This is a genomic window from Duganella sp. Root198D2, assembly GCF_001428585.1.
GTDB lineage: Bacteria > Pseudomonadota > Gammaproteobacteria > Burkholderiales > Burkholderiaceae_D > Rugamonas.
Window position 1 is genome coordinate 320,581 of sequence record NZ_LMIC01000001.1, and the last position, 11,732, is coordinate 332,312.

The 11,732-nt window shown below is 62.6% G+C and carries 14 protein-coding genes; 10 read left to right on the top strand and 4 right to left on the bottom strand.

The window, feature by feature from the left end; all coding sequences use genetic code 11:
• The first annotated feature begins 34 nt into the window (after window positions 1-34).
• Complete coding sequence (locus tag ASE26_RS01505) at window positions 35-496, top strand: hypothetical protein (protein ID WP_057245487.1); 462 nt, start codon at window positions 35-37, stop codon at window positions 494-496.
• Here the strand turns inward: ASE26_RS01505 and ASE26_RS30390 are convergent.
• Window positions 485-1,633 (bottom strand): DUF4351 domain-containing protein, encoded by a 1,149-nt coding sequence (locus ASE26_RS30390; RefSeq protein ID WP_057245488.1) that lies wholly within the window; start codon window positions 1,631-1,633, stop codon window positions 485-487. The two genes, ASE26_RS01505 and ASE26_RS30390, sit on opposite strands and share 12 nt — an antisense overlap.
• Before the next feature lie 155 nt (window positions 1,634-1,788).
• Here ASE26_RS30390 and rpsF point away from each other — a divergent pair, with 155 nt between their 5' ends.
• The 9 genes from rpsF (at window position 1,789) to ASE26_RS29640 (ending at window position 8,079) form a co-directional block, all read left to right on the top strand.
• Window positions 1,789-2,169, top strand: a complete 381-nt coding sequence (gene rpsF / locus ASE26_RS01515; RefSeq protein WP_028104933.1) for a 30S ribosomal protein S6 — start codon at window positions 1,789-1,791, stop codon at window positions 2,167-2,169.
• An 18-nt stretch (window positions 2,170-2,187) separates the two neighbouring features.
• On the top strand, window positions 2,188-2,496 hold the full coding sequence (gene priB, locus ASE26_RS01520) for a primosomal replication protein N (RefSeq protein ID WP_055931247.1): 309 nt from the start codon (window positions 2,188-2,190) through the stop codon (window positions 2,494-2,496).
• 15 nt (window positions 2,497-2,511) lie between these two features.
• Window positions 2,512-2,802: a 30S ribosomal protein S18 gene (gene rpsR, locus ASE26_RS01525; protein ID WP_028104935.1), complete on the top strand. Its 291-nt coding sequence runs from the start codon at window positions 2,512-2,514 to the stop codon at window positions 2,800-2,802.
• A gap of 34 nt (window positions 2,803-2,836) precedes the next feature.
• A complete protein-coding gene (rplI, locus tag ASE26_RS01530) occupies window positions 2,837-3,289 on the top strand; it encodes a 50S ribosomal protein L9 (protein WP_055931250.1) in 453 nt (150 codons plus the stop codon).
• 96 nt (window positions 3,290-3,385) lie between these two features.
• Window positions 3,386-4,777 carry a replicative DNA helicase gene (locus ASE26_RS01535; RefSeq protein ID WP_055931884.1) on the top strand — a complete coding sequence of 464 codons (1,392 nt, stop codon included), beginning with the start codon at window positions 3,386-3,388 and terminating at the stop codon, window positions 4,775-4,777.
• A 66-nt stretch (window positions 4,778-4,843) separates the two neighbouring features.
• Window positions 4,844-5,470: a DUF47 domain-containing protein gene (locus ASE26_RS01540; protein ID WP_055931252.1), complete on the top strand. Its 627-nt coding sequence runs from the start codon at window positions 4,844-4,846 to the stop codon at window positions 5,468-5,470.
• Between the two features lie 16 nt (window positions 5,471-5,486).
• Entirely contained in the window at window positions 5,487-6,497 is a 1,011-nt protein-coding gene (locus ASE26_RS01545) for an inorganic phosphate transporter (RefSeq protein ID WP_055931254.1), read from the top strand.
• A 71-nt stretch (window positions 6,498-6,568) separates the two neighbouring features.
• Window positions 6,569-7,129, top strand: coding sequence for a helix-turn-helix domain-containing protein (locus ASE26_RS01550; protein ID WP_055931257.1), 561 nt, complete (start codon window positions 6,569-6,571; stop codon window positions 7,127-7,129).
• Window positions 7,117-8,079: a GNAT family N-acetyltransferase gene (locus ASE26_RS29640; RefSeq protein ID WP_082507314.1), complete on the top strand. Its 963-nt coding sequence runs from the start codon at window positions 7,117-7,119 to the stop codon at window positions 8,077-8,079. Before ASE26_RS01550 ends, ASE26_RS29640 begins: the two co-directional genes overlap by 13 nt.
• On the opposite strand, the gene ASE26_RS01565 is transcribed toward ASE26_RS29640, so the two are convergent.
• Genes ASE26_RS01565 through ASE26_RS01575 form a run of 3 tightly spaced genes read right to left on the bottom strand, consistent with a single transcriptional unit; the run spans window position 8,076 to window position 11,675 of the window.
• Entirely contained in the window at window positions 8,076-8,468 is a 393-nt protein-coding gene (locus tag ASE26_RS01565) for a VOC family protein (RefSeq protein ID WP_055931261.1), read from the bottom strand. The genes ASE26_RS29640 and ASE26_RS01565 overlap by 4 nt on opposite strands.
• Entirely contained in the window at window positions 8,465-10,822 is a 2,358-nt protein-coding gene (locus tag ASE26_RS01570) for a GspE/PulE family protein (RefSeq protein ID WP_055931264.1), read from the bottom strand. Before ASE26_RS01570 ends, ASE26_RS01565 begins: the two co-directional genes overlap by 4 nt.
• 7 nt (window positions 10,823-10,829) lie before the next feature.
• Window positions 10,830-11,675 (bottom strand): MBL fold metallo-hydrolase, encoded by an 846-nt coding sequence (locus ASE26_RS01575; RefSeq protein WP_055931267.1) that lies wholly within the window; start codon window positions 11,673-11,675, stop codon window positions 10,830-10,832.
• Between the last annotated feature and the right edge of the window lie 57 nt (window positions 11,676-11,732).

An 11,732-nucleotide genomic window follows, 5' to 3' on the forward strand; every position in this document is an offset into this window, starting at 1 on the left:
TTAATGTCGATTCGACAACCATTGGAGGGCAGGGATGGGACGATTTGCTTTCTTGCTGGCGGCGGGGATTTCTTTGTTCGGTGCCCTGATCCATTTCGTGGCCCCTTTGCTCGGCCCCGAATGGTATGCGTTCCTGCAGGCGCCGCCCAAGGTAGTGGCTTCGGCACAAGCCGGCGGGTTGCTGGCACCGACTGGTGCGATGGCAATTGGCGTGCTGATGCTGGTTTGCGCCTTGTATGCGTTGGCGGGGGCCGGCCTGCTGCGCTGGCTGCCTTTTGCGCAGATGGTGCAAGGGACGGTGGCTGCTGTTTGCCTGCTGCGTGGCTTGCTGGTGTTGCCTTATTTGTACAGATTTCCTGAACGCGTATGGACATTCGATGCCATGGCTTCCGCAGTCTGGTTCGCTGCGGGGCTTGGATTCCTGGTCGGAATCCTGCAATCGACCAATGCGCGGCGGGCCGTGATCGCGGCGCCTGGCGACGCGTCAGGGGCTTAGCCTGGCTTTGGCCAGCGCTTCGGCAAGGGATTCGGCCTCGAACACGGCCAGCCCAAGGGCGTCCAACTGTTCCGGGCTCGCCTGGCGCAGGCGGGAGAGTACGGATGAAGGCAGCGGCGTGAAACGGCTGGCAAGTTGCGCCGCCAGCAACTCTACCTTGCCGCGTCTCAATCCGAGCTGTTCGCCTTCGGCCATACCTTCAGCCTTACCTTCAGCCTTACCTTCAGCCTTACCTTCAGCCTTACCTTCAGCCTTACCTTCAGCCATACCTTCAGCCTTACCTTCAGCCTTACCTTCAGCCATACCTTCAGCCAGACCTTCTGCGTGACCCTCGGCATGGCCTTCCGCCGCAGCTGATTTGCGCACCCTGTCGCCCTCCCTGGCAAGCGTCTTGCGGATGTTTTCGGCTAGCATGTAATTCAGGCTGTTCTTGGGCAGCGTGGGCTGCAGCCTGAGCAGATCGTCGATATCCATGGGTAATCTCCTTTGCCACTTCGACGGTAACGGGATCATGTAGTCTAAGACTGCCTGCAACACGAAAAGTTCATCGACGAGCCATACTTTTTCGTGCATCAGTCCCACCAGTAATTCTTTGGTTGGCTCGCGTCGCGCTGGATTGTGGCGCGTCTGGCGCAGCTTTAAGTGGACAAGGGCGGTGAATCCTGCCGGGTTGTCGGTGGCCGCAAGTTCTTCGAGCCGGTCGCGGAAATCCATCAACTTGGCGACGCGGAACTGAACGGAAAATCCGCTCCCGGCCTCGTTGCTGTCGAACCGTTCGGGGCGCCAGTGGAGGCCGGGGTCGGCGAGCAAGGCCAAGCTGATGACCGGCAGCCCAAAACGCGCACGTAAGGCAGTGTGGTATTCCGCCATGCGCCGGTCGAATCCTGCTTGGCGGCAGCATTGGATTTCGATATGGAGGCAAAGGTCGCGTCCATCCCGATTTGTGGTAAGAATGATCACATCGGGATGGCGCGGGGCCGCTGCCGCGCTATCGCTGGCTGGCGCCAGTTCGTGGTCGGGAAGGCGATAACCGTGGCCCCAATCGATGCTCGCGGCGACATCAGGAAAGAACAGCCGCAGGAAATCGGCCGGATAACGGCTGGCGATCAGCTTCCATGCGAGGTCGGGGCGGTCCATGGCCCAGCATGCCAGCCCGGGGGAAAGGGGCCTTGCGCGCCATCAGTAAAGCTTGAGCCGGCCGGCAAAGTCTGCTATGCTTGCGGGCTTACCTCTTCCCACACCCGTCTTGACGCCGGGGTGGGCTATATTCACAGTCCTTAAGGGAGTTATTAATGCGTCACTACGAAATCGTATTTATCGTCCATCCGGACCAGAGCGAGCAAGTGCCCGCGATGATCGAACGTTACAAAGCCAGCGTGACCTCGCGCGGCGGTAACGTGCACCGTGTTGAAGATTGGGGCCGCCGTCAAATGGCTTACTCGATCCAGAAACTGGCCAAGGCACACTACATCTGCCTGAACATCGAGTGCGACAACGAGACCCTGGTTGAGCTGGAAACCGCATTCAAATTCAATGATGCCGTGCTGCGTCACCTGACCGTCAAGATGAAGAAAGCGGAAACCGCTCCTTCCCCAATGATGAAGTCGGTCCAGCGTGAAGACGCGGCCAAGAGCCATCGCGCCGAAGCCCCAGCAGCTCCTGCAGCGGCCTAATTCCTGACAGGAGACGGTCTGTACAACCAGCTCCGGGTTACCGCCCTGATTGCCGAACGGGATGAAATTCGTTACACCCCGGCCGGCCTGCCGATTGTGAATGCAAGCTTGCAGCACAGTTCGCAGCAGACAGAGGCAGGCATTGCCCGACTGAGCGAGTTTGAGATCCCTGCCGTTGCGGCAGGCGAGTTGTCAAAACGCTTCAGTCAGGCGCCCCTTGGAGGCTTGTACGAGTTCACCGGTTTCCTGGCCAAGAAGAACCGCAATAGCAGAACCCTGGTGTTTCACATCATTGATTTTCGTGCTGCCCAAGCAGCGCACATTTAAATACAGGAGCCTAAAATGGCATTCGGTAAAAAGTTCGACAAAAACAAGCTCAAGCTGAAAGAAAAGCGCAAGCAACAAAATCCACTGTTCAAGCGCAAGAAGTTCTGCCGCTTCACCGCAGCTCACGTTGAGCAAGTGGACTACAAAGACGTAGACACCCTGAAAGATTTCGTCCAGGAAAACGGCAAGATCATGCCAGCACGCCTGACCGGCACCAAGGCGCACTACCAGCGTCAAGTTGACACCGCGATCAAGCGCGCCCGCTACCTGGCCCTGCTGCCGTACACCGATCTGCACCACGCTTAATTAGCGATCAGATCAGAGATCCTGGAGAAATAATATGCAAATCATCCTTTTGGAAAAAGTTGTTAACGTCGGCAACCTGGGCGACGTGGTGAAAGTGAAAGACGGCTACGCCCGTAACTTCCTGATCCCTCAGAAACTGGCACGCCGCGCTACCGCTGCTGCTGTTGCTGAATTCGAAGCCAAGCGCGCTGAACTGGAAAAAGCTGCTGCCGCCAAGCTGGCTGCTGCCCAAGCCCAAGGCGAAAAGCTGAACGGCATGACCGTGACCGTATCGCAGAAAGCCGGCGTTGACGGCCGTCTGTTCGGTTCCGTGACCAACTTCGACATCGCTGAAGCCCTGACCAAAGCTGGCTTCGCAGTGGAAAAGTCCGCTGTGCGCCTGCCAACCGGTCCTCTGAAGACCACCGGCGAGTTCCCAGTGGCCGTGGCCCTGCACACCGACGTCGTGGCGGAAGTGACCGTAGCTGTTGTTGGCGAAGCTGCTTAATCAGCGTCGTAAATACAGCAAAAAAGCCGGGTTCGCCCGGCTTTTTTTATTTCCAGGGATTCTTACGGCGTTGCCGAAGCAGGTATAATGCGCGCCATGAACGCCGCACCCCAGTCCGACCCACAAGTCGATTCCCTCCGCATCCCGCCGCACTCGATCGAGGCAGAGCAATCTGTCATCGGTGGTTTGTTGCGCGACAACGCGGCGTGGGACCGTATTGCGGACTTCATGAATGCGGAAGACTTCTACCGCTACGACCACCGCATCATCTTCGAGCAGATGGTGCGCCTGATTAACTCGGGCAAGCCGGCTGACGTGGTAACCGTGTTCGAAGCGCTCAGCATGCTGGGCAAGGCGGAAGAGGTGGGCGGCATGGCCTACCTGAACGCCATGGCGCAAAACACGCCCTCGGCCGCGAATATCCGCCGCTATGCCGAAATCGTGCGCGACCGCGGCGTGCTGCGCAAGCTGATCACGGTAGCCGACGAAGTGTCGGGCAATGCCTTCAGCCCGCAAGGCAAGGAAGTGAAGCAGATCCTGGACGAGGCGGAATCGAAGATCTTTGCCATCGCCGAAGCCGGCTCGCGCGGCGCCGCCGGCTGGCTGCCGGTGCAGCCCCTGCTGACCCAGGTGGTGGAGCGCATCGATGAACTGTATTCGCGCGATAGCGGCTCCGAAATCACCGGCGTGCCGACCGGCTGGACCGACCTGGACAGGATGACTTCCGGCCTGCAGCCGGGCGACATGGTGGTCGTGGCGGGGCGTCCATCCATGGGCAAGACCGCTTTCTCGATGAACATCGCCGAAAACGTGGCGGTGGAGGCCGGCCTGCCGGTCGCCGTGTTCTCGATGGAGATGGGCGGCGTGCAGCTGGCCATGCGTATGCTCGGTTCGGTAGGCATGCTGGACCAGCACCGCCTGCGTACCGGCAAGCTGATCGACGAGGATTGGCCGCGCCTGACGCACGCCATCCAGAAGATGAATGACGCCCAGGTCTATATCGACGAGACCCCGGCACTGAACCCGATCGAGATGCGCGCCCGTGCGCGCCGCCTGGCCCGCCAATGCGGCAAGCTGGGCCTGATCGTGGTCGACTACCTGCAGCTGATGCAGGGCAGCCAGCCGGGCGACAACCGCTCGGCCGAGATCTCCGAGATCTCGCGCTCCCTGAAGGGCCTGGCCAAAGAGCTGCATTGCCCCGTCATTGCGCTCTCCCAGCTGAACCGATCGCTGGAACAACGTCCCAATAAACGTCCCGTCATGTCCGACCTGCGCGAATCCGGCGCTATCGAGCAGGACGCCGACGTGATCATTTTCCTGTATCGCGACGAAGTCTATAACCCGGACTCGCCGGATAAAGGCACCGCCGAAATCATTATCGGCAAGCAGCGTAACGGTCCAATCGGGGCGATCCGCCTGACCTGGATCGGTGCGTACACCAAGTTTGGCAATTACACCGGTAACCTGTCGATCTACCAAGGCGACTGATTACCAGGCGGGCCACGCTGGGTGGCCATGCTGCAGTACCAACGAATCAACCAACGGAGAACAAAAATGTTTGGACGCTTGATGCCCTCGGAGGGCAAATTCTTTGACATGTTTAACCAGCATGCCGAACTTTGCGTCAAGGGCGCCAAAGAAATGCTGGGCCTGATGGCCAACTTCGACGACCTGGAAAACCGTGTCCACGCCATCGAAAGCATTGAAAAACAGGCTGACAAGATCACCTACCAGGCGGTAGACCTGCTGCACAAAACCTTCATCACCCCGCTCGACCGCGATGACATCCACAAGCTGATCACCCGCATGGACGACATCCTGGACCTGATGGAAGACGCCGCCCAGACCGTATCGCTGTACGACCTGCATTCCGTGACCCCGGAAGCCAAGCGCCTGGCCGAACTGGTGCTGGCTTGCTGCGAGAAGGTGAAGGATGCCGTGGCCCTGCTGTCGAACATGGACAACGCCTCCAAGATCGTCAGCATCTGCGAAGAAATCGACCGCCTGGAATCGGATGCCGACCACGTGATGCGCGCTGCCATGTCCAAGCTGTTCCGCGATGAACCGGATGTGCGCAACCTGATCAAGATGAAGGCGATCTACGAGATCCTGGAAACCGTCACCGACCGCTGCGAAGATGTTGCCAACATCATCGAAGGCATCATCGTCGAAAACGCATAATTAAAAAGATCATTTCATGAGCAACCTCGAAATTAGCATCTGGGCGCTGGGGGCACTGGTCTTCCTCGCACTGGTGTTCGACTTCATGAACGGCTTCCACGATGCCGCCAATGCGATCGCCACGGTGGTATCCACCGGTGTGCTGAAACCGCAGACCGCCGTGATGATGGCTGCCTTCTTCAACTTCGTCGCGATCTTCGTGGTCGGCCTGAAAGTGGCCACCACCATCGGCAAGGGTACGATCGAACCCACGGTGATCGACCACTATGTGATCTTCGGGGCGCTGATCGGGGCGATTGTCTGGAACGTGATCACCTGGTACTACGGCATTCCGTCTTCGTCCTCGCACGCGCTGATCGGCGGCCTGGTGGGTGCGGCGGTGGCCAAGTCCGGCACCGGCGCGCTGATCTCCGGCGGCTTGATCAAGACGGTGGTGTTCATCGTCGTGGCGCCGCTGCTGGGCTTTGTGCTTGGTTCGCTGATCATGCTGATCGTGTCGTGGGTCTTCGTGAAGTCGACGCCGCGCAAGGTTGACGGCTGGTTCCGCCGCCTGCAGCTGGTGTCCGCGGCCGGCTATTCGCTGGGTCACGGCGGCAACGACGCGCAGAAAACCATGGGCATCATCTGGATGCTGCTGATCGCTTCCGGCCACGTGGCTGCCGGCGACACGGCGCCGCCGGTGTGGGTCATCGTGTCCTGCTACGGCGCGATCTCGTTCGGCACCCTGTTCGGCGGCTGGCGTATCGTCAAGACCATGGGCCAGAAGATCACCAAGCTGAAACCGGTGGGCGGCTTCTGCGCCGAAACCGGCGGTGCGATCACCCTGCTGATGGCGTCCTTCTGGGGCGTGCCTGTCTCCACCACCCACACCATCACCGGCGCGATCGTCGGCGTCGGCTCGGCGCAGAAGATGTCGGCCGTGCGCTGGGGCGTGGCGGGCAATATCGTGTGGGCGTGGATCTTCACCATTCCGGCTTCCGCGTTTGTTGCGGCGGTGGCCTGGTGGGTCGGTAAGCACATCATGTAATTCCGGAAGGGGCGCTGCGGCGCCCCTTTATTTTGTCGACAGTGTCTCAGAATTGGGATATATTCCCAGTTATGGGAAATTCATTTGAAGACCGCCTGGTGCGGCGCCTGGCCGGTTTGCGCGAAGAGCGTGCGCTGTCGCTGGAAGAACTGGCCACGCACAGCGGCATCAGCCGCGCCACCTTGTCGCGCCTGGAGCGCGGCGAAACCAGCCCGACGGCGGAAATGCTGGGCAAGCTGTGCGCCGTATATGGCATGCCGATGTCGCGCCTGATCGCGGAAGTCGAGCTGGCGCCGGTGCAATTGATCCGGCGCCAGGAACAGGCGCAATGGCACGATCCTGCCACCGGCTTCGTGCGCCGCATGGTATCGCCGCCGGCGCGCGGCTTCAAGGCGGAGATGATCGAGGGGCGGCTGCCGCCCGGCGCAGTGATCGATTACGCGCAACCGCCGGTGCGCGGCCTGGAGCAGCATATGTGGATGCTGTCCGGCGCGCTCGATTACACCATCGACGGCAGCACGCACCGGCTGCAGCCGGGCGATTGCCTGCGCTTTCACCTGTACGGCGCGACGCGCTTTTCCTGTCCCGGCCCCGAATCGGCCCATTACCTGATTGCGATATGCGAACCATAGAAGAACTGGATGGCGCCGGCCTGCTGGCGCACGCCGACCAACTGGCGGAAGTACTGCGGGCCTGCGTGCTGGCCGGCGCCAGTGTCGGCTTCGAGCTGCCATGCCCGCATGAAGAGACGCGCGCGTTCTGGCAGGGCCTGCACAGCGCGACAGAGCGCGGCGAGCGCCGCCTGTTCATCGTGCGCGGCGATGACGGCCGGATCGACGGGACGCTGCAGCTGGTATTGGCCGGCATGCCGAATGGCCGCCATCGCGCCGAACTGTCGAAGATGCTGGTGCACCCGCGTGCACGGCGCCAAGGCCTGGCGCAGGCACTGGTCCTGCACGCCGAAGCGGTCGCGCGCGAACAGGGCCGCACGCTGCTGGTCCTCGATACCTGCAGCGGCGAACCGGCCGAAGGCATGTACCTGAAGCTGGGCTACCAACGCTGCGGCGAGATCCCCCAGTTCGCCACCATGCCCGATGGCCGCCTGGGCGCAGCAACCTTCATGTACAAGCTGCTGCCGCGCGTGGCGGCGGCCGATCCGGGCGCCCCGGAATCAGTCGCGCTGATGGCGGAGCTGGACGGCACGCTGCGGGCGCTGACCGGCGACAGCGGCCGCACCCGGTTCAGCGCGCAAGACGCACGCGGCGCGGCCGGCCGCTTCGCGCTGGCGCGCGACGCGCAAGGCCGGGCAGTCGGCTGCGGTGCGTTGCGGCCGCTGGACGACAACGTGGCGGAGATCAAGCGCATGTATGCGCGGCCCGGCAGCAAGGGCATCGGCAGTGCCGTACTGGCGTGGCTGGAAGCGGAAGCGCGCCTGATCGGCTATCGCGCGCTGCGGCTGGAAACGCGGCTGGTGAACACGCGCGCCGTGCGGTTTTACCTGGCGCACGGCTACCGGCGCACGGAGAATTTCGGACGCTACGCCGGCAATCCCGCCGCGGCCTGCTTCGAGAAAGCCCTTTAAGCCGGATCGTGGCAGACCACGCCCAGCTTGTTCCCGTCGGGATCGCGGAAGTAGGCGCCGTAGTAGTTGGCGTGGTAGTGCGGGCGCAGGCTGGGCGGACCTTCGCACGCACCGCCGTTTGCCAGTGCGGCGGCGTAGGCCGCATCGACCGCGGCGCGCGAGGGCGCCAGCAAGGCCACCATCTGGCCATTGCCGATCGCGGCGGGGGCGCCGTCGTAAGGGCTGCCGATCAGGAACAGCGGGCGGCCGCCTGCGGCAGGCTGCCAGCCGGCCCAGGGCCGTGTCTCGTCGCGAAAACGCAGGCTGTTGCCCAGCGCCGCCATCACGGCGCCATGAAAACGGAAGGCTGCGTCGAAGTCGGCGACGCCCAGGAAAGTATGGGAAATCATTTGATGCACACCTGGCGCACGGCCTTGATATCGGTAATCCCGAGCAGGATCTTTTCGATCCCGTCCATTTTAAGCGTCAGCATGCCATCCTCCAGCGCGGCGGCCAGCAACTGCGCCACCCGCGCATGTTCCTGCAGCAGCTTCTTGACGCGGTCGGTGCCGATCATCAGTTCGTGCAGGCCGACGCGGCCGCGGTAGCCCTTGTTGCACTGCTCGCAGCCGACTGGCCGGTACAGCGTGAAGCGCCCTTCGGCGTCGGCGTAGCGCTCGCGCCAGCCGGCCAGCACCTGCTGGCGCGCGGACAGGGCGTTGCCCTGGAAGGCGCTGGTGTTTTGCAGCTCTTCGCAATATTCCGACAGCAGCAGGTCCAGTTCCGCTTCGCCGGGATGGCAGGACTGCTTGCAGTTGACGCACAGGCGCTTGGCCAGGCGCTGCGCCAGGATGCCGAGCAGGGCATCGGCAAAATTGAACGGGTCCATGCCCATGTCCAGCAGGCGCACCACCGACTCCGGTGCGCTGTTGGTGTGCAGGGTGGAGAACACCAGGTGGCCGGTCAGCGAAGCTTCGATGCCCATGCTTACGGTTTCCTTGTCGCGCATCTCGCCGACCATGATGATGTCGGGGTCGGCGCGCAGGAAAGCCCGCATCACGGTGGCGAATTCCAGCCCGGCCTTGCGGTTGACCTGCACCTGGCGCAAACCTTTCTGCGTGATCTCCACCGGATCTTCGGCGGTCCAGATCTTGGTTTCCGGCGTGTTCAGGTAATTCAATACCGAGTGCAGCGTGGTGGTCTTGCCCGAGCCGGTCGGGCCGCAGACGAAGAACAGGCCATACGGCTTTTCCACCGTGGCGCGCAAGCGGTCCAGGTTGGCCGGCAGCACGCCCAGCTTCTCGAGGGGGATCGGTTCGCCGGCCGCCAGGATGCGCATCACCACGTCCTCCACGCCGCCGGCGGAAGGGATGGTGGCCACGCGCAGTTCAATGTCGAGCGGCCCGTATTTCTTGAATTTGATCTTGCCGTCCTGCGGCTTGCGGCGCTCGGAAATATCGAGGTCGCACATGATCTTGATGCGCGCCACCATCGCGGCGCGGAAAGAGGCGGGCACCTCGATATACGGCACCAGCACGCCGTCCTTGCGGAAGCGGATGCCGGTCTTGCCCTTGCCCGGCAAGGGTTCGATGTGGATGTCCGAGACGCCCTGGCGGTGGGCATCGATGATGATCTTGTTGAGCAGCTTGACCAGCTCGTTCTCCACCGCCTCCGACACTTCCTGCGGCGCATCGCCTTCGTCTTCGCCATCGTTGCCCATGCCCGACAGCAGTTCATCCACGCTGGCCGAGCCGCCGGCGCCGAAGAACTGCGCCAGGGTCTGGGCAAATTCGGCGCGCGTGGTGACGCGATAGTTGACGTGCAGGCGCGGGAAGACCTGGTTGACGATGTGCGACTGCGTAATGCGGTCGGGATCGATGGTCAGCACCAGCAGGCCGTCGCGGTTTTCCTCCAGCGGCACCCAGCCCGATTCTTCGAGGTACTGCAGCGGCAGTTTCTTCAGCAGGTCGGCCGGGCGCACGCGGTCGGGACGCGCCGGCTCGTAGGGGATGGTGTAGTACTTGGCCAGGGCGGCGCCGAGCACGGCGGGCTTGACGTGGAAGTCCTGCACCAGCACGGCTTCGACATCGGTTTCTTTTTCGCGTGCGCTGCGCAGGGCCTGCTCCAGCTCCTGCGGCGACAGCACGCTGTCGGCCACCAGCGCATCGTAGCGGGTACGCGGCAGCGGTGTCGCTTTCAGGCGCTGGCTGAAGGCCACGGCCAGGGTGTCGCCCAACTGGCGCACGCCTTCCAGCGCGATCGAGGAGAACGGCGCGCCGTCGCGCGTGTTGATGAACTGGACCACGCCCAGCAGGCTGTCGTGCGCCAGCGACACCAGCGGCGCCACCAGCATCTGGCGCGTACGGTAGCCGGTGCGCTGGTCCACGCCCTGCTGGAAATGCAGCTCGGGCGAGATGCTGCGCAGTTCGTCGGCGTCGTAGACGTCGCGGATGTTCAGGGTCTGGCGCGACAAGGCCACATAGCCGGCAATGCTGGAGGGATTGAGCGCCAGCTTCAGGTCGCGGAAGCTGGTCATGCCGGTTTTCACCTTCGACACGATGTAGTTCTTCTCGTGGTCCATGGCATACAGCGTGAAGCGGTCGCATTCGAACAGGTCGCAGAACTCCATGCCCAGGTCGAGCATGATCTCGTCCAGGTTGCTGGTGGCGTGGATTTTGGTGGTGACGGCCTGCAGCTTGCGGAAGAAGGCCAGGCGGCGCTCCGTCTCGGCGCCGGAGGCGGGCTGTTGATCGTATTCGCTCATGCTTTGCTCATAGGTTGACTTCCAGTCCCTCGTAGGCGAGGAATACTTGCAGGCCGCCCAGCTGGCCGGCGTGGCGCGCCATGACTTCGGCGAACACCGCTTCCAGCTCGTCGTCGCTGCGGGTCGGTTCGTGATGGGTGCAATACAGGCTGCCGGCGCCGCAGCGCAGCGCCAGCGCCAGCGCGCTGTCGAAGCTGCCGTGGCCCCAGCCCACCTTGGCCGGGTATTCGTCGCGCGTGTAGGAACAATCCGCGACCAGGACATCGACGCCTTGCACCAGGGCGTCGATGGCGGCTGCGTGCCCGGCGTCGGCGGGCGGTTCATGGTCGCCGGTGAAGAACAGCGATTTGCCGTTGCAGTCGATGCGGTAGCCGAGGTCGGTGACCGGGTGGTTCATCAGCACGTGGCGCACGCGGGCATCGCCGACTTCCACCGCTTCGTCCGGCGCCAGCGTGCGGTACTCGATGGTGGCATCCATCTGCGCTTCGCCGACCGGGAAATAGCTGAATTGGAGCTGCACTCCCATCACGTGCTCGATGCCCTTGCCGATGGCGGGGTCGCCGGCGCCGTGAATGCGCAAGCGGCTGCCTTTCACGAACAAGGGCGAGAAAAAGGGCAGGCCGTGGATATGGTCCCAGTGGCTGTGGCTGATGAACAGGTTGGCTTCGATCGGACGCTGGGGGGCGGCCAGCAGGGCTTGCGCCAGCGGGAACAGGCCGGTGCCGGCATCGAGCACGATCAAGGTGCCGTCGTCGCTGCGTACTTCAATGCAAGTGGTATTGCCGCCGTAGCGCACGGTTCGCGGCCCGGGGGAGGGAATGGAACCGCGCACCCCCCAGAACTTGAATTTCATCGAAGGCCCCTGGTGTTGTTGACTTGATTGCCTGTTAAAAAGCTAGTCGAATTGGCA